Annotated in this window: 19 protein-coding genes; 9 read left to right on the top strand and 10 right to left on the bottom strand. The window is 68.0% G+C overall.

The window, feature by feature from the left end:
* Nucleotide 1 precedes the first annotated feature (1 nt).
* Both ctaD and H0264_RS05105 read right to left on the bottom strand, forming a co-directional pair.
* On the bottom strand, nucleotides 2-1,738 hold the full coding sequence (gene ctaD, locus H0264_RS05110) for an aa3-type cytochrome oxidase subunit I (protein ID WP_181582891.1): 1,737 nt from the start codon (nucleotides 1,736-1,738) through the stop codon (nucleotides 2-4).
* 183 nt (nucleotides 1,739-1,921) lie between these two features.
* Nucleotides 1,922-2,767 carry an LLM class flavin-dependent oxidoreductase gene (locus H0264_RS05105; RefSeq protein ID WP_181582890.1) on the bottom strand — a complete coding sequence of 282 codons (846 nt, stop codon included), beginning with the start codon at nucleotides 2,765-2,767 and terminating at the stop codon, nucleotides 1,922-1,924.
* Nucleotides 2,768-2,934: 167 nt separating this feature from the next.
* Here H0264_RS05105 and H0264_RS05100 point away from each other — a divergent pair, with 167 nt between their 5' ends.
* The 4 genes from H0264_RS05100 to H0264_RS05085 all read left to right on the top strand — a co-directional run bounded on the left by H0264_RS05100 (nucleotide 2,935) and on the right by H0264_RS05085 (nucleotide 6,871).
* The gene (locus tag H0264_RS05100) at nucleotides 2,935-3,702 is read left to right on the top strand and encodes a HalD/BesD family halogenase (RefSeq protein WP_181582889.1); all 768 of its coding nucleotides are present in this window, start codon (nucleotides 2,935-2,937) and stop codon (nucleotides 3,700-3,702) included.
* 88 nt (nucleotides 3,703-3,790) lie between these two features.
* Complete coding sequence (locus tag H0264_RS05095) at nucleotides 3,791-5,146, top strand: WS/DGAT/MGAT family O-acyltransferase (RefSeq protein WP_181582888.1); 1,356 nt, start codon at nucleotides 3,791-3,793, stop codon at nucleotides 5,144-5,146.
* Between the two features lie 20 nt (nucleotides 5,147-5,166).
* Nucleotides 5,167-5,955: an RluA family pseudouridine synthase gene (locus tag H0264_RS05090; RefSeq protein ID WP_181582887.1), complete on the top strand. Its 789-nt coding sequence runs from the start codon at nucleotides 5,167-5,169 to the stop codon at nucleotides 5,953-5,955.
* Nucleotides 5,956-6,091: 136 nt separating this feature from the next.
* Entirely contained in the window at nucleotides 6,092-6,871 is a 780-nt protein-coding gene (locus tag H0264_RS05085) for a metallophosphoesterase (protein ID WP_181582886.1), read from the top strand.
* On the opposite strand, the gene H0264_RS05080 is transcribed toward H0264_RS05085, so the two are convergent.
* From H0264_RS05080 to H0264_RS05065, 4 genes are all read right to left on the bottom strand, one after another.
* Nucleotides 6,852-7,919 carry an AraC family transcriptional regulator gene (locus tag H0264_RS05080; RefSeq protein ID WP_181582885.1) on the bottom strand — a complete coding sequence of 356 codons (1,068 nt, stop codon included), beginning with the start codon at nucleotides 7,917-7,919 and terminating at the stop codon, nucleotides 6,852-6,854. The two genes, H0264_RS05085 and H0264_RS05080, sit on opposite strands and share 20 nt — an antisense overlap.
* A gap of 52 nt (nucleotides 7,920-7,971) precedes the next feature.
* A complete protein-coding gene (locus H0264_RS05075) occupies nucleotides 7,972-8,406 on the bottom strand; it encodes a YdeI/OmpD-associated family protein (protein WP_181582884.1) in 435 nt (144 codons plus the stop codon).
* A gap of 24 nt (nucleotides 8,407-8,430) precedes the next feature.
* Entirely contained in the window at nucleotides 8,431-8,844 is a 414-nt protein-coding gene (locus H0264_RS05070) for a VOC family protein (RefSeq protein ID WP_181582883.1), read from the bottom strand.
* Nucleotides 8,845-8,939: 95 nt separating this feature from the next.
* A complete protein-coding gene (locus tag H0264_RS05065) occupies nucleotides 8,940-9,569 on the bottom strand; it encodes a VOC family protein (protein WP_181582882.1) in 630 nt (209 codons plus the stop codon).
* A gap of 170 nt (nucleotides 9,570-9,739) precedes the next feature.
* On the opposite strand from H0264_RS05065, the gene H0264_RS05060 reads away from it, so the two are divergent.
* Nucleotides 9,740-11,191: a flavin-containing monooxygenase gene (locus H0264_RS05060; RefSeq protein WP_181582881.1), complete on the top strand. Its 1,452-nt coding sequence runs from the start codon at nucleotides 9,740-9,742 to the stop codon at nucleotides 11,189-11,191.
* Here the strand turns inward: H0264_RS05060 and H0264_RS05055 are convergent.
* Nucleotides 11,181-12,095 (bottom strand): cation diffusion facilitator family transporter, encoded by a 915-nt coding sequence (locus H0264_RS05055; protein WP_181582880.1) that lies wholly within the window; start codon nucleotides 12,093-12,095, stop codon nucleotides 11,181-11,183. The genes H0264_RS05060 and H0264_RS05055 overlap by 11 nt on opposite strands.
* A gap of 130 nt (nucleotides 12,096-12,225) precedes the next feature.
* On the opposite strand from H0264_RS05055, the gene H0264_RS05050 reads away from it, so the two are divergent.
* The 3 genes from H0264_RS05050 to H0264_RS05040 all read left to right on the top strand — a co-directional run bounded on the left by H0264_RS05050 (nucleotide 12,226) and on the right by H0264_RS05040 (nucleotide 15,856).
* A complete protein-coding gene (locus H0264_RS05050; RefSeq protein ID WP_244976104.1) occupies nucleotides 12,226-14,304 on the top strand; it encodes an ATP-binding cassette domain-containing protein in 2,079 nt (692 codons plus the stop codon).
* Complete coding sequence (locus H0264_RS05045; RefSeq protein ID WP_181582879.1) at nucleotides 14,301-15,065, top strand: CbiQ family ECF transporter T component; 765 nt, start codon at nucleotides 14,301-14,303, stop codon at nucleotides 15,063-15,065. The genes H0264_RS05050 and H0264_RS05045 overlap by 4 nt, the downstream gene beginning before the upstream one ends.
* Before the next feature lie 146 nt (nucleotides 15,066-15,211).
* Nucleotides 15,212-15,856, top strand: a complete 645-nt coding sequence (locus H0264_RS05040) for a DUF8020 domain-containing protein (RefSeq protein ID WP_231084016.1) — start codon at nucleotides 15,212-15,214, stop codon at nucleotides 15,854-15,856.
* A 58-nt stretch (nucleotides 15,857-15,914) separates the two neighbouring features.
* Here H0264_RS05040 and H0264_RS05035 read toward each other — a convergent pair whose 3' ends face one another.
* Complete coding sequence (locus H0264_RS05035) at nucleotides 15,915-17,096, bottom strand: lipase family protein (RefSeq protein WP_181582878.1); 1,182 nt, start codon at nucleotides 17,094-17,096, stop codon at nucleotides 15,915-15,917.
* Nucleotides 17,097-17,604: 508 nt separating this feature from the next.
* Between H0264_RS05035 and H0264_RS05030 the strand changes: the two genes are divergently transcribed.
* Nucleotides 17,605-18,249 (top strand): cysteine hydrolase family protein, encoded by a 645-nt coding sequence (locus tag H0264_RS05030; RefSeq protein ID WP_181582877.1) that lies wholly within the window; start codon nucleotides 17,605-17,607, stop codon nucleotides 18,247-18,249.
* A 10-nt stretch (nucleotides 18,250-18,259) separates the two neighbouring features.
* On the opposite strand, the gene H0264_RS05025 is transcribed toward H0264_RS05030, so the two are convergent.
* Both H0264_RS05025 and H0264_RS39285 read right to left on the bottom strand, forming a co-directional pair.
* Nucleotides 18,260-20,554: an ATP-dependent DNA ligase gene (locus H0264_RS05025; protein ID WP_181582876.1), complete on the bottom strand. Its 2,295-nt coding sequence runs from the start codon at nucleotides 20,552-20,554 to the stop codon at nucleotides 18,260-18,262.
* Nucleotides 20,555-20,653: 99 nt separating this feature from the next.
* A complete protein-coding gene (locus H0264_RS39285) occupies nucleotides 20,654-21,028 on the bottom strand; it encodes an antitoxin (protein ID WP_181582875.1) in 375 nt (124 codons plus the stop codon).
* Nucleotides 21,029-21,037: the final 9 nt, after the last annotated feature.

The following is a 21,037-nucleotide window of genomic DNA, read 5'->3' as shown; positions in this document are numbered from 1 at the left end:
ATCAGCTGTGGACCTTGTTCTCCTCTTCGACGTAGTGAGACTTCGAGCCCCAGCCGACATGGGCCTCGGCGCGCATGCGCTCGACCATGTGCGGGTAGTGCAGCTCGAAAGCCGGTCGCTCCGAACGGATTCGGGGCAGCTCGTAGAAGTTGTGCCGCGGCGGCGGGCAGGAGGTCGCCCACTCCAGGGAGTTGCCGTAGCCCCACGGATCGTCCACGGTCACGACCTCGCCGTAACGGTAGGACTTGAAGACGTTCCACACGAACGGAATCATCGACGCGCCGAGGATGAAGGCGCCGATGGTGGAGATGGTGTTCAGCGCGGTGAAACCGTCCGAGGGCAGGTAGTCCGCGTAGCGGCGCGGCATGCCCTCGTTGCCCAGCCAGTGCTGCACCAGGAACGTGGTGTGGAAGCCGACGAACGTCGCCCAGAAGTGCCACTTGCCCAGGCGCTCGTCCATCATGCGGCCGGTCATCTTCGGGAACCAGAAGTAGATGCCCGCGAAGGTCGCGAACACGATGGTGCCGAAGAGCACGTAGTGGAAGTGCGCCACCACGAAGTAGGTGTCCGAGACGTGGAAGTCCAGCGGCGGGGACGCCAGGATGACGCCGGACAGACCACCGAAGAGGAACGTCACCAGGAAGCCGATCGACCAGAGCATGGGCGTCTCGAAGGTCAGCTGGCCGCGCCACATGGTGCCGATCCAGTTGAAGAACTTGACGCCCGTCGGGACGGCGATCAGGAAGGTCATGAACGAGAAGTACGGCAGCAGAACCGCTCCCGTGGCGTACATGTGGTGCGCCCACACCGCGATCGACAGCGCCGCGATGGCCATGGTCGCGTACACCAGCGTGGTGTAACCGAAGATCGGCTTGCGCGAGAAGACCGGGTAGATCTCCGACACGATGCCGAAGAACGGCAGCGCGATGATGTACACCTCGGGATGGCCGAAGTACCAGAACAGGTGCTGGTAGAGCAGCGCGCCGCCATTGGACGGGTCGTAGATGTGGCCGCCCAGGTGCCGGTCGTAGGCCAGCGCGAACAGCGCGGCGGTCAGGATCGGGAAGGCCAGCAGCACCAGAATGCTGGTGATCATGATGTTCCAGGTGAAGATCGGCATCCGGAACAGCGTCATACCCGGGCAGCGCAGGCAGACCACGGTGGTGATCATGTTGACGCCACCGAGGATGGTGCCCAGACCGGAGACCGCGAGGCCCAGAATCCACAGGTCCGCGCCGACGCCGGGCGAGTGCACCATGTCCGAGAGCGGGGTGTAGGCGGTCCAGCCGAAGTCGGCCGCACCACCGGGGGTGATGAAACCGGCCGTCGCCATGGTCGCGCCGAACAGGTACAGCCAGTAGCTGAAGGCGTTCAGCCGCGGGAACGCCACGTCGGGCGCGCCGATCTGCAAGGGCAGCACCAGGTTCGCGAAACCGAACACGATGGCCGTCGCGTAGAACAGCAGCATGATCGTGCCGTGCATGGTGAACAGCTGATTGAACTGCTCCGTGGACAGGAACTGCATACCCGGGCGCGCCAGCTCGCCGCGCATGAGCAGGGCCATCAGGCCACCGATCATGAAGAACGAGATAGCGGTGGTCAGGTACATGACGCCGAGCACCTTGGGGTCGGTGGTCGTCACGGCCTTGTAGATGAACGAGCCCTTGGGACCCAGGCGGGGCGGATAAGGCCGTTGGGCCTGCAATTCCGGTTCCGGCTTGGGAGCTACGGCAGTCACCACATCCTCCTCGAAGACGGTCCGCAGCTCGTGTTAACCGCTCCGGAACCTGCGTTGATCGGCGCCTAGCGTACTCACAGCAATTCGATTCTGGCAGAGAACACTCCGAACCGACGAGTCAGGATCCGGAAATCCGTCCGCCGCAGTTCGCGGGGGTCGGCGTGCCGGTTCGGCAGTCACCGGTCAGACCCGGGCCGCGGCCACGGCGGCCCGCACCGCCGGAGCCGTTTCCGCGGCGTAGCGCTGCGCCTCCCAGTCGCCGTCCGCGGCCACGGGCAACAGAAATTCGCTGATGCCATGCGCGAGGGCGACCTCGGTCAACTGCTGCACCGGCATGGACGGGTCGATGACGTAGGCGCGCCGGATCAGGCCCGGCACCCGACCGGCGTCGCGTGCGCCCGCGTCGAGAGCGGTCATGAGCCGGGGCAGCACGTCGGGCGGCGCGTAGCTGTAACCGCCGAGCCAGCCATCGGCCAGCTCACCGGCCAGCCGCAGCGCGCGCGGGCCGTACACGCCGAGCCAGATCCCCACCGGATGTGGCGGCGGCGGACCGGCTTTCGCGCCACGCAGATGGTAGAACTCGCCGTCGAGGACCGGCCGGCCCTCACCCCAGATGGCCCGGATGACGCCGATCGCCTCGCGCAGTCCCCGCAGCGCCTGCCCCGGCGTGCGCTTCGCACCGCCCATGGCGTCGATGGCGTCCCAGAACGCGCCCGCGCCCAGTCCGAGCTCGACGCGGCCGCCGCTGAGGATGTCGAGGGTGGCGGCACTGCGCGCGAGCACGGCCGGCGGGCGCAGCGGCAGGTTGGCTACCGCGGGCACGAGGGTGATGGTGCGGGTGGTCGCCGCGACGTAGGACAGCAGCGTCCAGGTGTCGAGGAAGGCGGGTTGATACGGATGATCCTGTACCGCCAGCACTTCCAGGCCGATCTCGTCGGACAGCCGGATCAGGCGCAGCAGCGAGGGCGTCCGCGCCGCCTCGGGCGGAACGAAGATCCCGAACCTCAGCTCATGCCCGTAGTCAGCCATAGCAAACCTCAAGCTACCGCCAATGGCGCAGCTCAGCGGCTCGACGCGCCGCATTCGGCCGCACACGGTTGACGACGCCCCCGAGATGACGCGATGAGCGCGCCGGGATGACCGGATCGTGATCCAACACCACAGTCCCTGGCGCACAAGGGATTACAATCGACAGGGTGCGGTTCCACAGCACACTCGAGGTGGCCCGGAGACATCTGGCCGCCGTCGACCCCGCCGCCCTGCGTCACGGCCGAGACCGCTTGGCCGAGACGGGAATCGCGCGCCTGGGATTCCTGCTGCCCTACGGGGTGAAACGCAGCCTGGCGGCCGAGGCGCTCGGCCTGGTCGACCAGCATCGGCAGTGGAACGGGTCGGCCGAGGACGGCCCCGGGGGCGTCGAGGTGCCGCCCGCCGAGGTCACCGCGCACGGCCACTGCATTCCCCGGCTGTACGACTCGGAACTGTTGCGGCACAAGCTATCCGATGTCGCCGCCGAACGCGTGCACGCCTGCCCGCCGCCGCGCCGGTGCACCGTCACCCGCACCCGGCACAATGATCCACCGGACCGATGGTGTTGGGGCGATTACGCTTTCGAGCTCGTACTGGTGGTCGAATGCCCCGAGCTGGAGGACGGCGGCTTCGTGCAGACCGTCGCGCACACCAGCCGCGACCGGCACCTCGAGGACGGCATCCACCGCACCCTGACCCGCCACTCCATCCGCTCCTGGGAACTCGTCCCCGGCGATCTCTACCTGCTGCGCGCCGGCACCACCCTGCACCGGGTGCACCCCTTCGCGCACGGCCGACGCACCGCCCTCAGCATGTCGTTCGCCTCGGCCCAGGACCTGGAACGCGATCGCAAGGCCGCCCGGCAAACCACCGGCGCGGCTGCCCCGGGTTTGCCGCCCGATGTTCGGGTTATCACGAAACAAGCACAGTGCTAACCTGATTCACATTTCAGGCCGCGGGGGGCAGCGTCGCCGGACCGTACACACTGGGCAGCTCTGCCCCCACCGGCATTAGGCGACACCGATGGATCTTCTCAATCCCCTCGACGCGATCTTCCTGGCCTTCGAGTCCCGCGAACACCCCATGCACGTGGGCGGGCTGCAACTGTTCGAACCGCCCGCCGACGCCGGACCCGACTTCGCGCGCACCCTCTTCCGGAACATGGCCGCCGCCGACGAGGTGCGCGCCCGCTTCCGCCGCCATCCGAGCCGGCTGTTCGGCGGGTTCTCCTCGCTCGCCTGGTCGCATGCCGACAAGGTGGATCTGCGCTACCACCTGCGCCGCTGCGCCCTGCCCTCCCCCGGCGGGCTGCCCGATCTGCTCGACCTCACCGAGCGACTACACGGCACCCTGCTCGACCGGCACCGGCCGCTGTGGGAGGGCCGGCTCATCGAGGGCCTCGACGACGGCCGGTTCGCCGTCTACATGAAGATGCATCACGCGCTCATCGACGGCGTCTCCGCCATGCGGCTGCTGCAGCGCACCCTCACCGACGATCCGTTCGACACGCGGGTGCGGGTGCCGTGGGGGTTCGCGCCCGTCGACGGCGAGACCGTCGAACCCGAAAACCCTTGGCAGCAACTGCGCAAGGCGCTGCCGCAGGTCCTGCGCAGCACGCGTTCGATCGCCGCGCCGCTGCGGGGCGTCCTGGACGGGCGGCTCACGCTGCCCATGACCGCGCCGCGCACCATGCTCAATGTGCCGATCGGCGGGGCGCGGCGCATCGCCGTGCGGTCGTGGCCGATCGAGCGGATCAATGCGGTGCGCCGGGCCACCGGGGCCACCGTCAACGATGTCGTGCTGGCCATGAGCGGGGCCGCGCTGCGCGCCTATCTCGAGGACCACGACGCACTGCCCGCCGAACCGCTGATCGCCATGGTGCCGGTCAATATTCGCAGCGCCGCCGACGCCGACGCCTCCGGCGGCAATATGGTCGCCGCCTGCCTGGCGAATCTCGGTACCCACCTGGACGATCCGGCGCGGCGGCTGCACTCCATCAGCACCTCCATGCGCGATGCCAAGCAGGTCTTCACCCAGCTGCCCAAGCTGGAGGCCATGGCCCTGTCCGCGCTGCTCATGTCGCCGCTCGGGCTGACACAGCTGCCCGGTTTCGACGGCATGCCGCGCATGCCGTTCAACCTGGTGATCTCGAATGTGCCCGGACCGCGCAAACCCGTCTACATGCAGGGCGCGCGACTGGACGCCAACTATCCGCTGTCGATCCCGTTCGACTCGCAGGCCATGAACATCACGCTCACCAGCAACGAGGAGAACCTCGACTTCGGCATAGTCGGCTGCCGGCGCACGGTGCCCGATCTGGACCGCTTCCCGGATCTGCTGGAGACGGGCCTGGCCGAGCTGGAGAAAGCGGTCGGCTAGCGGTTCACTAGCCTGGTCGGGTGCAAACGTCTTGGCCCGAACTGCGGAAACAGTGCCTGATCCTGGAGGACGAGGCGGTGCTCGCGCTGAACAAGCCCGCCGGGATCTCGGTCACCGGCGAGCGGCACGACACCGACATCGTGGAACTCGCCGCCGGGCAGGGCGAGACGCTGTACCCGGTGCATCGCATCGACAAGGTGACCTCCGGGCTGGTGCTGCTCGCCAAGGAGCTGAAGGCGCACGGGGAGTTGACGCGGCAGTTCAACAAGCGGACAGCGCAGAAGGCGTATCTGGCGGTCGTCGAAGGGGACGGGCTGCCCGATCGCGGCGTGATCGAACTGCCGCTGAGTGTGGGCCGCAAGAACCGGGTGCGAATCGCCGCGCCCCGCGAGAGCATTCGGCGCGACGGCGACCGCTGGCGGGTCGACGCGGCGGATGTCCTGGCGGGCAAGAACTATCCGTCGGTCACCGAATTCGTCGTGGTGACGCGCACTTCCGAGCACACGGTGCTGGCCTTGCGGCCGATCACCGGGCGGCGGCATCAGATTCGCGTGCATCTGGCGTGGATCGGGCACGCCATCGTGGGTGACCCGCTGTTCGACCGGTCCGGGACGCACGCGCGCACCTACCTCCACTCCTGGCGACTGTCGCTGGAGGCGTCCTGGCGGTCCCCCGCGGAGCTCGCGCTCGAGGCCATACCCGGCCCGGATTTCTGGCAGCTCGACGGCAAACCCCTCGGCGACACCCCCGGGCAACTTCTCGGCAGCGCAGCCGAACTCATGACCCACACCACCATTGACGGGCATTGATACTTGATCGCTATATTCGGTGGCGAGTCTCACCGAGACCGCATACAGGCAGGTCAATTAGCCTGAGGGCGTGACCGCGGGGCGCGCGGCCGCGGTCGGGCGCAATGATGCGGCCCCAGACAGAAAGCGAACAGCGATGGTTCTGCTGGCACATCTCAGTGACACCCACTTCAATATGGCCGCCAGGAATGTCGAACGCGCCGAACGGGTGATGGCCTACCTCGCTGAGCTGCCCACCCGGCCCGACGTCATCATCGTCACCGGCGATATCGCCGACGAAGGCGAAACCGGGGAATACCAGCAGGCTCGCGCCGCCCTGAACGCCGATGTGCCGGTGGTCATCCTGCCCGGCAATCACGACGACCGCGCCAATATGCGCACCGTGCTGTTCGGCGAGGACGCCTCCTACGCGCCCATCAATCAGGTGCACAGCGCCGACGGCGTCACCCTGGTCATGCTCGACTCCAGCATTCCCGGCAGGCCGGAAGGCCGCCTGGACGACGAAACCCTCGACTTCCTGACCGCCGCACTGGCTTCCGCGCCCGCCGACGAAACCATTGTGATCGGCATGCACCATCCGCCGGTTCCGGTGTGCAGCACCGTCGTCGACCACATTCGGCTCACCAATCCGGAACCCCTCGCGGCGATCGTCGCCGCCGACGACCGCATCGCGGCCATCCTCACCGGGCACGTGCACGCCGGCCTGGTCACCACATTCGCGGGCAAACCGCTCATCGTGGCACCCAGCGTGTCCTCCACCATCGGCGGCGAATGGGAAACGGCCGCACCGGGACACGTGCCCATCGACTTCGCGCCCGACCCGTCGCTGGTGCTGCACTCCATCAAGGACGGGCAGTTCCTGACCATGTTCCGGCCCATCGCGCTGGGCGGCTGGCTCAGCGAACCAGCGGAGTGATCGCGGCCCGCCGGTACGCGGAAGGCGTTGTGCCGGTCCACCTTTTGAAGGCGTGAATGAAAGTCGACGCCTCCGCATAACCCAGCCGAATCGCCACATCGCTCACCGAAAGCGGTGTGGCGGTGAGCATCTCCTCCGCCAGCGCGCGGCGCACCTCGTCCAGCAGCGCCCGGTAGCTCGTGCCCGCCGAATCCAGATGCCTGCGCAGGGTCCTGGTGCTCACATTGAGTTCCCTTGCCACGGCGTCGATCCCGGGCGGCTGCGCGAATCCGTCGATCCCACCGCGCGGCACCAGCAGTCCCCGCACATCCGCCGCGATGCCCGTCCGCGCGCGTCTGCGCGACACCAGATCGCGGCACTGCGCCAGGCACATGGCCCAGGTGTGCTCATTGGCCTGCGGCAACGGCCGCTCCAGCACCGCCGGATCCAGGGTGAACAGATTGTGCTGCTGCTCGAATCGCGGTCGTAGCCCATAGATTTCGATCCAGGGCTCGATATCGTCCGGCGCCGGGAAATCGAAATCCGCCCGGATCAGCTCCACGCGGTGCCCCATCAGATCGCACAGCATCTGATGCATGGCGGTCACATCCCGCTCCACCAGGAATCTCCGGACATCCGCCGGCACCCGCTCATCGTGAATCCGGGCCACGAACTCGCCGGGCCGCCACCGCGCAACCGGAATGCAGAAGGTGAAACTCAACTCCAGATACCGCAGCGCAAACGCGATGGCCTCACCGAGGGTAGGGCTGCTGACACAGGCGAATCCGAAAATTCCGAAAGTGGTGATCCGATAGCGCCGCCCCACCGCCAACCCCAGATTCGGCCGATCCCCCAACTCCCGCACCAGATTCCGGATCACCGCCAGCTCGGTCCGCGCATCGATCTGCGCGTCCGGATCGCCGAGGATCTTCTCGCTCAGCCCACTTCCCTCGAGGATGCGCTCCGCGGCCACCCCGTGCTCCCGCGCGAACCCCACCATGAGCGCGGCACTGGCCACTCCCCGCGGAAAATCCCAATCCCGGATCCCCGCCTCCTGCACCCTGCTCATATCCATAGAGTATGGCCGGAAACCTCAATCCGAACCAGGCTCGCTTCCGGTTTCACCCCCGCAGGGTGGCAATGGCCTTCTCGATGCGGCGCTGCCGCGTCTCCGGCTTCTTCGCACTCTCGATGGCGTGCACATGCTCACGCTTGCGGCTGTAGGCGAGCTTGTCGTAGGCGGCGCGAGCCACCGGATCGGCGTCCAGGGCCGCGGTGAAGTCCGCCGGTTCGACAATGACGCGGGGCTCGGTGTCGAGTTCGAGATCGACCTCGACCTCCTCGCCGATCTCGACCCCCGCGGCCTGCCGGTTGGCATTGCTGAGACCGAGCAGGTACCGGCCACGCATGAGGGCGACCCGGCTCTTCCAGGTGTGCCCATTGATCGTGATGGTCACCGGCGGCCGCGCACCCTCGCCGAGCGCCTCGACCACCTCCGGCGGAACTTCCAGCCCCCGCATGGGCTCGGGCGGCTCGACGTGGGTGCGAAACTTCATGCTCATCTCCTGTTGCCGCGCCGGCTATTCGGCGTAGGGCTGATCGGTTCCCTGCTCGCTGTAACCGAGGCTCCAGACATAGCCGTCCGGGTCGGCGAAGGTGCCGCCGTAGCCGCCCCACGGCAGCGCACCGGCGGGCTTGAGGATGGTGGCGCCGGCCTTCTCGGCCTCCGCCATGATCTCGTCGACCCGCGCCGCGCTGCGGACCACATAGGTCAGCACCAGCCCGCTGAACCCGCTGCCCTCCGGATCCGTGCCCACCTGGCCGGCCAGCCCCTCGCGACCGTAGAAGCCGACCGGGGACGCGCCATCCGACTCGAAGAACACCGAGATGCCGTAGTCGTTCTGGATCTTCCAGCCGAGGCCCTCGGTATAGAACTGCTTGGCCCGGTCCATGTCCCGGACGCCGAGGAGGATGGAGCTGACGTGCGCTTTCATGACTTACTCCTGATGTTGTGGATTTATGTCTACCGGAAATCCGGGATCGGGCCCGGCTAGGAATCGGCGCGTGTCCGCCGAGTCGGAGCGCAGCCTCAGGCCGCCGTCTCCCACACGAAACCGTCCGCGTCGGTGAACGATCCGATGCCGCTGTCCATGACGATGCGGTGCGATCCGCTGCCCTCCAGAGCAACGCCCGCTTCCTTGGCGGCAGCCTTGCGCGGGTACAGCGCCAGCGTGACCGACGACCCCGCGTTCTCGAACTCCGCGTACTTGCCGCCGAAGCTCTTGGACACCGTCAACCCGCGGTCCGCGTAGAACTGCTTGCTGGCCTTCACATCCGCCACGCCCATCAGCAACACCACGTCATCGACCGCCCGGGTGAAGGGCCCCACATCCTTCTTCTTGGAGGTGGCGATCTTCCAGATCGTCCCCTCCGGCCCCTGCACCACCGCGCTGTAACCCCACAGGCTCTTCTTCGCGGGCTTCAGGACGGTGAACCCGGCCTCCACCGCGGTGCCGACCAGGCTGTCGACGGTGGAGGGCTGCGAAACCACCAGCGACAGCAGGAATCCCCGGAACCCGGTCGAGGGGCCCTGCGCGGCCCGGAATCCGAGCCGGTCCCCCAGCCCGAACGCCGCCTCATAGATCGCGGCGGCGGCCCGCGGGTCGGCCACCTCGAGCTGAATGTTGATGTCGGTGCTGATGTTCGCGTTGATTTCCATGCCCCTAAAGCTATTCACGGCGCGCACCGGCGACATCCGTGCCGACCACGGAACCCACCACGGAGACTCCGGTCAGTGACTCGCCCGTGGTCGGCGGATCTGGGCGAGATGATGCGAGGGGGAATGACTCACTTCTACAGTGGAGGCACCGCCGTTGTGAGGAGGGCCACATGCCGTCGATCATCATCATTGGTGCCGGGTTCGGGGGACTGGGGATGGCTATCGAGTTGCAGCGGAATGGGTTTCGGGAGTTCACCATTCTGGAGCGGGCCGGGGAGCTGGGTGGGGTGTGGCGGGAGAATACGTATCCGGGGGCGGCCTGTGATGTGCCCTCGCCGCTGTACTCGTTCGCCAAGGAGCCGAAACCCAAGTGGCGGCAGCGGTATTCGGGGCGGGAGGACATCTGGGAGTACATGCGGGGGGTGGCCGAGCGGCACGATCTACTGAAGGCCATCGAGTTCGGGGCCGAGGTCAGCGAGTGCGAGTTCGATGAAAAGGCGGGGCAGTGGGCCGTTCGGACTACGGATGGGTCCGTTCGGACTGCTGATGTATTGATCTCGGCTGTCGGGCAGCTGTCTCGGCCCGCTCTGCCGGCGATTCCCGGGATCGAGACCTTCGAGGGGCCTTCGTTCCATTCGGCGCTGTGGGATCACGGGGTGGAGCTGGCCGGGAAACGGGTGGCCTGCATCGGAACCGGGGCGAGTGCGATTCAGTATGTGCCCGAGATCCAGCCGGTGGTGGAACGGCTCACGCTGTTTCAGCGGACGGCCGCCTGGGTGCTGCCGAAGTTCGATACCGATTACAAGCCGGTGCATCAGCGGGTACTGCTGCATGTGCCGGGACTGCCTGCGGCGGAACGGCTCTGGTGGTGGGCAATCGGGGAGACCGTCGCGTTGGGGCTGGTCGAGTTTCCCGGAATCGTGCGGGTGGTGTCGGGGATCGCGGAGCGGCATCTGGCGGAGCAGGTCACCGATCCGGTGTTGCGGGCCAAGCTGACTCCCGACTATCCGATCGGATGCAAGCGGGGGCTGTTCTCCAACGACTACTTCCCGGCGCTCACCCAACCGAACGTGGCCGTGGAGACCACCGCCATCAGCGAGATCGTGCCGAACGGGGTGCGCACCGTCGACGGGGTCGTGCACGAAGCCGACGTGATCATCTACGGGACCGGGTTCAAGGGCACGGAGTTCTTGTGGCCCATGAAGATTCACGGAACCGACGGGCGGAACCTCGCCGACGAGTGGGCGGGCGGGGCGCACGCGCATCTCGGAATCACGGTGCCGCACTTCCCGAATATGTTCATGGTGTACGGGCCGAACACGAATCTCGGTGTGGGGTCGATCATTTACATGATCGAATCGCAGGCCCGGTACATCCGGCACGCGGTCCAGCTGTTGAGCGAGAACCCCGGGCACACCCTGGAAGTCGAGGACGAGGCCGAGCGGGAGTTCAATGCCGCCTTACAGGAGCGACTGGCCAAGACGCCGTGGAACTTCTGCACCAGCTGGTATCGGACCGCGTCCGGGCGGATCACCAACAATTGGCCGGGGACCACGCGGAGCTATCGGCGGCGCACCCGGAAGGTGCGACTCGCCGACTTCCAGCTGCGACCTACCAGCTGAGCTCCGCGCAGCGGCGGGCCGAATCCGCGCCCTCCACCTGGAGGGTCGCGTGCTCGATGTGGAAGTCGTGGGCCAGCACGTGCTGGGCGGCGCGCAGCACCTCGTCCCCGGAGTGGCCGTCGGCGACGGTGATGTGCGCCGAGGCCACCTCCATGCCGGAGGTGAGGGTCCAGACGTGCAGATCGTGCACGTCCGAGACGCCGGGCACGGCGTGCAGGGCGGTGGCGATCTGCTCCACGTCCATGCCTTCGGGGCTGTGCTGGAACAGGATTCGCAGCGAGCGGCGCGCCAGCACGTAGGTGCGCGGCAGCACCCAGAAGCCGATGGCCACACCGATGATCATGTCGGCGTAGCGCCAGCCCGTGGTCAGGGTGATGGCGGCGGAGAGCAGCACGCCGACCGAGCCGATGAGGTCGGCGAACACCTCCAGGTAGGCGCCGCGCACATTCAGGCTCTCCTGCGCGCCGGAACGCAGCAGCAGGAAGGACACGATATTGGCGAGCAGACCCAGCGCGCCGACGATCAGCACCGGCCAGCCCGGCACCTCCGGCGGCTCGCCCAGGCGCACGATGGCCTCGTACAGCACATAGATGGCGACGCCGAACAGCAGCAGCGCATTGGCCAGGGCCGCAAGGACTTCCGCGCGGTAGTAGCCGAAGGTGCGGGTGTAGGTGGGCCGGCTGCGCTTGGCCAGCAGGATGGCCGACAGCGCCATGGCGATGCCGACCACATCGGTGAGCATGTGCGCGGCGTCGGAGAGCAGCGCCAGCGAGTCGGTGAGGAAGGCGACGACGAATTCGGTCGCCATGAAGACCAGGGCGATGCCGAGCGCCATCACGAGTCGGCTCAGGTACTTCCCCGACGCACTCTCGGGGGCGATGCCGTGCGAATGATCATGTCCCACGGTGGACCAACCTATGCATAGTTGCGCATGACTGCAAGTCGTACGGAGTCGGAGATTTCGGACGTATTGGTTCTGCCCGCGTGCGCCGGGTGTACGCGAGCACGGGTGCGCACACGGCAGACTGGTGAGCGTGACCGTCTCGCCCCTCGCCCCTGACCCGCCCACGCTCGCGAAGGGACCACTGCGCCCGATCGAACTGGCCAACGGGGCCGTCCTGGGCGGCGCGACCGTCGCACTCGTCACCGTCGGATCGCTGGTGCCGTTCGCCGCCGCCCTGCAGTTCGTGGCGGCCGTACCCATGGGACTGCTGGCCTACCGGCAGCGCGTGCGCGCCATGCTCACCGCGACCGTGGCCGGCACCCTGGTGACCTTCGTGGCCGCCGGACTCGTGCCCGCGGTCAATGTCGTGGGCGTGGCCGTGGTCGGCGGGATCATCGGCGTGGTCAAGCGACGGCACGGCGGAATCCTCGCGGTGCTCGGATTGTCACTGCTGGCCGGACTGCTGGGGGCATCGTTCTCCGTCGGAATGCTGCTGCTGTTCTCCCGGTCACGCCAACTGCTGTTCGACAGTATCCGGAATACGGCCACCGGCGTCGAGCGTCTCGCGGCGCGTCAGTCCTGGCTGGAACCGATCGGGCGGTCGGTCGCGGACTTCACCGAGATGATGCTGCGCTGGTGGTGGCTGTGGATCGGCGGCGGCATCGCCCTCGCCATCGTGATCAGCGGGGCGATCTCCTGGTTCGTGCTGGGATCGGTGCTGGATCGGCTGGCGTGGCTGCCGGGGCGGGACGACCTGCTCGACGCGCCCGCGGACGACCGGCCCGTCGCGCCGCTGCCGGTTACCTTGCGGCAGGTCACATTCCGCTATCCGGGGGCGCGCACGGACGCGCTGCACGGCATCGATCTGACGGTGAGCACCGGGGAATTCGTCGCGGTGGTGGGCCACAACGGATCCGGGAAGTCCACGCTCACAAGGATTCTCGCGGGACGACAGCCCACCGGCGGCACCGTCACCCGGCCCGGTTCGGCCGGACTCGGCGTGCGCGGCGGAACGGCAATGGTGTTGCAGCGCCCGGAAAGTCAGACCCTGGGCGTGCTGGTCGCCGACGACGTGGTGTGGGGACTGCCCACCGCGGACGCCGCCCGCGTCGATATCGACGGACTGCTCACCGAGGTCGGACTGGGCGGCATGGGGCGGCGCGAAACCTCGACCCTCTCCGGCGGGCAACAGCAGCGGCTCGCCGTGGCGGCGGCCCTGGCCCGGCAGCCCACGCTGCTCATCGCCGACGAGGCCACCTCCATGATCGATCCGGAAGGGCGGCGAGACCTGGTGGCGCTGCTGGCCGAGCTGCCGCGGCGGCACCGGATGGCCGTGGTGCTGGTGACCCATCACGAGGCCGATGCGGCGGCGGCCGATCGCGTCGTGCACCTCGAACGCGGCCGTTCGGTCGACCATCTGCCCGCCTGGCCGCGACCGGTCCGCGATGCGCGGCGGCGGCCCATGGGCGACCCGGTGCTGGAACTGCGCGAGGTGCGGCACACCTACAACCGGGGCACGCCCTGGGAAGCGCCCGCCCTGCACGGTGTCGACCTGACCGTGCGGCGCGGTGAGACGCTGCTCGTGGTGGGCGGCAACGGATCCGGGAAATCCACGCTGGCCTGGATCATGGCCGGGCTGATCGTGCCCACCGCGGGCAGCTGCGAACTGCGTGAGCTCACCGGAAATCGCCCCGCGCACAAGCGGATCGGATCCGTGCAGCTGGCCTTCCAGCATTCGCGGCTGCAATTGCAGCGCCAGACCGTGGGCGAGGAGATCGAGGACTGGGGCGGGCACGGCACCGCCGCGGTCGCCCGCGCGCTGGACGCGGTCGGGCTGGATCGGATACTGGCCTCGCGCTCCATCGAATCACTGTCCGGCGGGCAGGCCAAGCGGGTGGTGCTGGCCGCCCTCGTCGCCGGACGCCCGCAGGTGGTGGTGCTGGACGAGCCCCTGGCCGGACTGGATCCGGAGGGCCGCGCCGGAGTGGTGGAACTGCTTGCGCGACTACGTGATTCGGGGCTGACGCTGATCGTCATCTCGCACGATGTGTCGGACGTGGCGGCGGTGTGCGACCGCACGGTCCACCTGCGGGACGGGCGGATCGTCGAAACCGCCGCTCCCGCAACGCCTGTCGCCCCCATGCACGAGATCGACGGAGGCATTCGATGAGCAGCGTTATTCTGCGCGAGGTGCCGGTCGACAGCCCGGTGCATCGGCTGTGGGCGGGCACCAAGATGATCGCGGTCTTCGCCGTCAGCGTGCTGCTCATGTTCACGCCGGGCTGGTGGATGATCGGATTCAGCACCGCCTTCCTGGTTGCGGTCTGGTTGCTGTCCCGCCTGCCATTGGGCACGCTGCCGCGCTTTCCGTGGTGGATCTGGGTGGGCATCCTCATCGGCGCGCTCATCAACGCACCCGTGGGCAGTGTGGCGCTGCAGCGGTACGCGCAGATCGTGCTGTTCGGATTCATCCTGCTGTTCGCCTCCTTCCTGATCGCGTGGACCACGCCCATGGGTGAGGTCGCCCCCGCGCTGGCGAAACTCGGCGCGCCGCTGCGGCGGATCGGCTGGACCCGCAAGGGCGTCCGGCATCGGATTCCGGTGGACGAGTGGGCCGTGGTGGTGGCGCTGACCCTGCGTGGGCTGCCGCTGCTGCTGGAGGAGATGCGCATTCTGCGCGCGGCCCGCAAGCTGCGGCCGAAGGATTCCATGCTGCAACTGGCCACCGAGAACCCGCTCGTCGACATTCTGACCGCCGCCATGGCCGTATCCACCAGGCGTGCGGGCGAACTCGGGGAGGCCATCACCACCCGCGGCGGGACCGGCGAGCTGACCGCGCGACCGGGCGCGCCAGGGCGGGCGGATGCGGTGGCATTGCTGGTCGTGGCGCTGGTGTGCGCCTTGGGATTCGGGATCGACCTGCTGATTTGAACGACACTCGAGTCGAAAATTATTCGACGTGTCGGCAGGGGGCGCTACCGTAGGCGATCGAGGGGCCAGCAGTTGTTCATCTTCGGTTCACACACCTGGCAGGGAGGGAATCGTTCGTGTGAGCCGTGTGTTGCCTCGAAAACCTGATGAAGATTGGATTCACCATGCTGCGCAAGATCACTGCCGTCGCCGCACCCGTCGTGACGGCGGTAGCCATTGCCGGTGCCGGCGTCGCCCACGCCGAGGACGCTGTCCCGAATGTGGGTTATGAGACCAAACTGGTCGGCACCACTGTCGTCACCACGCTGACCGACGGCCGCTTCGAACTGTCCGGCGGCACCGTCAACGTCCTCGACCGCTCCGGCAATACGCTGGTCAGCCTGCCGGTTTCGGTGCAGGAAGAGGGCATCGAATACACCCTGCCCGCCACCGTGAGCGGTGACGGCGCCACGCTGGAAATCGATGCCGTGCGCGATGTGTCGCTCGCCCGCCCGGGCGTGCGGGAGGTCGCCTCGCCGGCCGAGAACCTCGCCGCCCAGCAGAACTTCGCCAGCCAGTTCGGGCTCGCCACCGCCATCGGCAGCTTCATCGGGCTCGCGCTCGGTGCGCTGGTGGGCCTCGCCGGATTCGCCGGTGGCCCGGCCGGTCTGGCGACCGTGGTCACGGGCGCCACCGTCGGCGCGATCATCGGCACCGTCGTGGTCGGCGGGCCGACGCTGGTCATCGCCGGCATCGACCTGATCTCGACGCTGACGGCCGCCCCCGGCACCACCAAGTGGGCGACCAAGTAGGTCCGAGTGACGAGCCGCGCGTCAGGATGATGAGGATGACGCGCGGCTCGCTCCGCGGCTAGCGGGTGACGCAGCCGCGGGCGGGCGCGATGCCCGCGAAACGATCGGCCAGGAAGTTCATGGCACCCACCGATTCCAGCAGGGCCGCCGCATTGTGGCCGGGTACTCCCGAGCGCAGGGCCGTGACGTCCGCGCCCAACTCGCAGTAGCGGTTCAACAGCCGATCGAAGCCCGCGACGGGAACGACGTCGTCGGTGGTGCTGTGGTACAGGTACAGCGGCACGTCGGGCGCACTGCGGCCCAGTTCCTGCGGCTCGACCGCCGCGCGGAAGACCGGATGCCACAGCAGGCCCGGTTCCGCGGCGAAATCATCCACGTGCCGGTGCAGGTAGCGCGCCACCAGATCCGAACCGCAGGCCGCCGCCTCCTGATTCAGCATGGCGCGCCCGTCGTCGTTCAACAGCCCCGGTATCCCGAGCCCGGACGCACTGCGCGCCATGGCGATAACTATGAGGATGCTGAGCCCGGCCTGGACGCTGCCGTCGGCCTCCCGGGCAATGGCGGCGATATCGGCGGGCAGACCGCCCGAGGACACCCCCGCGAACCACAGCTCCGGCGCGTAGGTCGCGCGCAGCTGCGCGGCCCACAGTGTGGCGAACGCGCCGCCCGAATAGCCCCACGCCCCGAGCGGACTGGAATCGGTGATCCCCAGGGGCGGAAACGATTTCGCGGCCCGCACCCCGTCCAGCACCGCCTGGCCGGAGTTCACGCCATCGAAGAAGCGGGACTGCGGTCCCTCGTAATCGGACACCACCACCGCCCAGCCCCGGCGCAGCATCTCCGCCAGGAACGGCACGTCCAGCAGGGTGTTCACGATCGACCAGTCCCGCCCGCCGGCCAGTGCGAACGACGGCGCGCACCGGGTACCCAGACTGTCCTCCGCCACCTGATACGACACCAGCGGCCGCATCCCCGCCCCCAGCCACGGCAGCAGCGGCCGCAGCACGGTCGTCACATCCGCCACCGGATCTCCGGCCGCATCGGTGGTGCGATACTTCAACTGCCACCCGGCCACCGGCAGCGGCAGTCCGAGCACCGAGATCGGCCGCGAATCCAGCACGGCCCCATTGGCATAGGCGTCCAGCCCCATCGGCTGGGAGTAGAACGGATCGTCATCCGGAAACGGGATGTCGGCCCGCGTCACCGGGAGCACGAGCAGTGCCGCCGCGAGCGCTGCCACCGCGATGAGCACCGCCCGCCAACCGGATCTTCTGACGGGGACGGCCGGCGAACCTCCTGCAAAAGTCCGTGAGTATCCCTCGAACCGTGCGCCATCCCGCCGCATCACGCCTCCAGCGTCCTATCACCGACGCTCCAGGCACTACGGACTCGCAAACCGCGCCGACCACTACTCCGGCGCATCGGACCACTCAAGTTACTGCGGCTATCACTCCAGGTCAACGGGTTGCGCGTGTCGTTGCCAGGGTGTTGCGGGTGAAACCGACTGGTGCGCATCGACTTATGCGTGTCATCAGTATTTCCGTGTGGGGGGGGACGACCCGCCTCGTCATCCCGGACGACCGCCTCGTCATCCCGGCGCGCTTTTGGCCGGGATCCACCCTGTCCGCGCAGCACTTCCGCGTGTGGATCCCGGCCAAAAGCATGCCGGGATGACGAGAGGCGAGTGGCGAAGATGGGTACTGTGAAGATCGGAAGTTGTTGCGGGAGCGAGCTATAGCGGAGAAGCGATGCGACACGGGAACGGTGTGGAGATTCCGGAGACACTCGAGGACGTCTGCGCGCCCGAGCGCATGGCGTTGATCGTGTACGACATGCAGGTCGGGGTGCTGTCGCAGCTCGAACACGGTCCGCAGATCATCGAGAAGGTCGTGCACGTGGTCGAGGCCGCGCGGCGCGGCGGGTATCCGATCATCTTCCTGCGGCACATGTTCCTGCCCAAGCGGCTCATGGGCGCGTTCGCGCTGCGCATGGCGATGAGCTGGCAGGGTGTGGACTCGCCGGAGGCCGTGCATCCGATCCTGCAGCGCGATACGCCCGGCTTCCAGCTGGTCCCCGAACTGCAGCCGCAGGAGGGCGAGATGGTCTTCGACAAGACCTCCATGTCGGCCTTCGAGGGCACGCCGCTGGCGTCCACGCTGCGCGATCTCGGCATCGGGGCGTACGCCATCGCGGGTGTCGCCCTGGAGATCGGCATCGTCCCGACCGTCACGCACTCCACCGATCTGGGCTTCATCCCGGTGGTCGTCGAGGATGCCGTCGGCGGGCGCGACGAACCCGGAATGGCGCGCGCCTGGGAGGAATTCGCATTCCAGGGGCACGCCTTCGTCACCGACACCGCGACCATCACGCCACTGCTGGAGAAGCCCGCCTAGCGCGGAAACCTCAGTCCGAGGCCGGAATCCACGCCGGATGCCACAGGCGTCCGACCTCGGTCCAGTTCATGAAGCGCACGGTGCCGGTGAGCTTGGGCGACACCCACACCGCCTCCTTGCGCTCCTCGGCGGTGAGCTCATTGCCGAACGGGCTGGTCTTGCGCTCCAGGCGATGCAGTCGGGTGGCCAGCTCGCTCATCTCCTGCTCGCTGAAACCGGTGCCGACCCGGCCCAGGTAGTACAGCTGACCCTCGTGCGGGACGCCCACGAGCAGCGAGGCGAACTGGCGGACCTGGGAACTGCGGTAGCCGCCGACGACCACCTGTAGCGTGCGCCAATTGCGGGTCTTGATCCAGGACTGACCGCGCTTGCCCGGCAGGTACACCGAGTCGCGGCGTTTGGCGACCACGCCCTCCATGCCGTTCTCCTGGCTGAAGCGCAGCGCCTCCGCGCCCGAACCTTCCAGGCGCGCAGGAACTTCCAGTGAGGGCGCGCGGGCGGCCAGCGCCTCCAGCACCCGCCGCCGGTCCTCGTAGCGTTTGCGCACCAGCGAAGTGCCGTCGAGATACAGGATGTCGAAGGCGACGAAGACGGCATTGTTCGAATCCGCCCGCAGCAGGCCGAGATTCGCGCCGCCGTGATCGTCGAACACCACGGCTTCACCGTCGAGGACGACGCGATGCTCGGACAGCTCCTCCCCCAGGCTCGCGACGCCGGGGTACCGGCCCGTCACCACATGCCCGGCGCGACTGTGCAAAGTCACCGCGCCGTCTTCGATTTCGGCGATCAGCCGGAACCCGTCCCATTTGGTTTCGAAGGCCCAGTCGTCGCCGGTGAGCGTGGAGACATCGCCGGGTGTGGCGAGCATGGGGCTGAGGCCGTGCGGGAAGGGCGCATCGCCGTTCGAGGACGAATAAGTGTGCGCACCAGTGGTTTCGGGCTGCGACTGATCCTTCATCAGATGCATGAGCCACTGATTGCCATTGGTCTGGATGAGCGCGTACCGCCCGTCCAGCCGCTCGCCGCGGAAGCGCACGATGACCTCGTCGTCGCGCCACTTCTCGGTCTCGTAGGTGCCCGAATCCCAGATGGTCATGTCCCCGGCGCCGTACTCCCCCTTGGGAATCGTGCCGTGGAAGTCCAGGTATTCCAGCGGGTGGTCCTCGGTGTGCACCGCCAGCCGGTTCTCGTGGGTGTCGGTGGGCGGGCCCTTGGGCACCGCCCAGGACACCAGGACGCCGTCGCGTTCCAGCCGCACATCCCAGTGCAACCGGCGCGCCCGATGCTCCTGCACCACATAGCGATTCCCGGCGCTCGGCGCGGGCGGGGCGGCGGGTACGGGCTCCGGCGTCTTCTTCGCGTCCCGCTTGGCGCGGTAGGTGTCGAGGCGATCCGGTTCGGCCGCAGGCGAATCCGCCTGCTCCGGCTCCGATTGTTCCAGCGGCTCATCCAATTCCGCCAGCAGATCACCGTGTTCCTGCCACCGCCGCAGCACCTCATCGAAGTGCAAGTGCCGCAGCTTCTTCCGCTTCTCGATCTCGTCCCAGCTGCGCGGGGCCGCCACCCAGGGTTCGGCGCGGCCGCGCAGCGAGTACGGCGCGATGGTGGTCTTGGCGGTGTTGTTCTGGCTCCAGTCCAGGAAGACCTTGTTGGTGCGCGCGGATTTCGCCATATTGGCCGTCACCAGCTTGGGATGCAGTTTTTCCAGGCTGGTGGCCACCTGCTTGGCGATGGCCGACGCCCCGTTCGGCCCGAGCTCGCGATCCAGCCGCACGTAGACGTGAATCCCTTTGCTGCCGCTGGTGACCGGATACGCCTCCAGCCCCACCTCGCGCACCACATCCCGCAGGATCAGCGCCACCTCCGCGCACTGTGGCAGCCCGGCGCCCGGCCCGGGGTCGAGGTCGAAGACCAGCCGGGTGATCGCCCCCATTTCCGCGCCGTCGAAACGCCATTGCGGCACATGCAGTTCCAGCGCCGCCTGCTGCCCGAGCCACGCCATGCCCGCTTCCGAGTCGATGAGCGGGTACACCACCGTCCGGTCGGAATGCTCAATGGTGCGGCGCTCCAGCCACTTCGGGGCGTGATCGGGCAGGTTCTTCTCGAAGAAGGAGGCTTCCTCCACCCCGTTCGGCCAGCGTTTGCGCGTCACCGGCCGCTGCGCCACATGCGGCAGCAGCGCCGGCGCGATGGCCGTGAAATAGTCGATGACCTCGCCCTTGGTGGTGCCGGTGGCGGGATACAGCACCTTGTCGAGGTTGGTCAGCCCAACCTCGACACCCCCGAAACTCCGCCGGGACCCCATGACCTCAGTCTAGGCGTCCCGCGAAATGGAAACGGGCCGTTCGGGTTACCGGCGGTGTGTCTCCGCCGGACCGAACGGCCCGCGACCAGCGATACGAGATCAGACCTGCGGCTTGTCCTCCGGAGCGGCGTCCGGCGCCGGCTCGGGAGCCGGTTCCGCGGCGGCCTCGGGAGCGGGCTCGGCCGCCGCCTCGGCCGGAGCGGGCTCCGGCGCGGGCTCGGGGGCCGGTTCCGCCGCCGGAGCGGCCTCAGCCGGTGCTGCTTCCGCGGGTGCGGCGGCAGCGGGGGTGCTCTCCGGGATGGCGTTCTTGACGGCCTCGGCGCCCTTCTCGATCTGGGACGAGTACTTGCCACCGGTCTTCTGGTCGATGACCGATCCGGCCTTGTCTACTGCCTGCTCGATCTTCTCGGCGTTCTGGGCGGCGACATCCTTACCCTTGCCAACCAATCCCTTGAGCGTGTCCAACAAGCTCACGGCCGTGCT

This window comes from Nocardia huaxiensis (genome assembly GCF_013744875.1).
In the GTDB taxonomy this organism is placed as follows: domain Bacteria; phylum Actinomycetota; class Actinomycetes; order Mycobacteriales; family Mycobacteriaceae; genus Nocardia; species Nocardia huaxiensis.
The sequence above is the reverse complement of the archived record's forward strand: the minus strand, read 5'-3'. Positions and strand labels throughout refer to the sequence as shown.

Bases quoted from the DNA above. Each gene is read 5' to 3' on its own strand.
- H0264_RS05105 (WP_181582890.1), bottom strand. From the start codon at position 2,767: ATGGCTGACTACGGGCATGAGCTGAGGTTCGGGATCTTCGTTCCGCCC.
- H0264_RS05095 (WP_181582888.1), top strand. From the start codon at position 3,791: ATGGATCTTCTCAATCCCCTCGACGCGATCTTCCTGGCCTTCGAGTCC.
- H0264_RS05085 (WP_181582886.1), top strand. From the start codon at position 6,092: ATGGTTCTGCTGGCACATCTCAGTGACACCCACTTCAATATGGCCGCC.
- H0264_RS05080 (WP_181582885.1), bottom strand. From the start codon at position 7,919: ATGAGCAGGGTGCAGGAGGCGGGGATCCGGGATTGGGATTTTCCGCGG.
- H0264_RS05075 (WP_181582884.1), bottom strand. From the start codon at position 8,406: ATGAAGTTTCGCACCCACGTCGAGCCGCCCGAGCCCATGCGGGGGCTG.
- H0264_RS05070 (WP_181582883.1), bottom strand. From the start codon at position 8,844: ATGAAAGCGCACGTCAGCTCCATCCTCCTCGGCGTCCGGGACATGGAC.
- H0264_RS05065 (WP_181582882.1), bottom strand. From the start codon at position 9,569: ATGGAAATCAACGCGAACATCAGCACCGACATCAACATTCAGCTCGAG.
- H0264_RS05060 (WP_181582881.1), top strand. From the start codon at position 9,740: ATGCCGTCGATCATCATCATTGGTGCCGGGTTCGGGGGACTGGGGATG.
- H0264_RS05045 (WP_181582879.1), top strand. From the start codon at position 14,301: ATGAGCAGCGTTATTCTGCGCGAGGTGCCGGTCGACAGCCCGGTGCAT.
- H0264_RS05040 (WP_231084016.1), top strand. From the start codon at position 15,212: ATGAAGATTGGATTCACCATGCTGCGCAAGATCACTGCCGTCGCCGCA.
- H0264_RS05030 (WP_181582877.1), top strand. From the start codon at position 17,605: ATGCGACACGGGAACGGTGTGGAGATTCCGGAGACACTCGAGGACGTC.
- H0264_RS05025 (WP_181582876.1), bottom strand. From the start codon at position 20,554: ATGGGGTCCCGGCGGAGTTTCGGGGGTGTCGAGGTTGGGCTGACCAAC.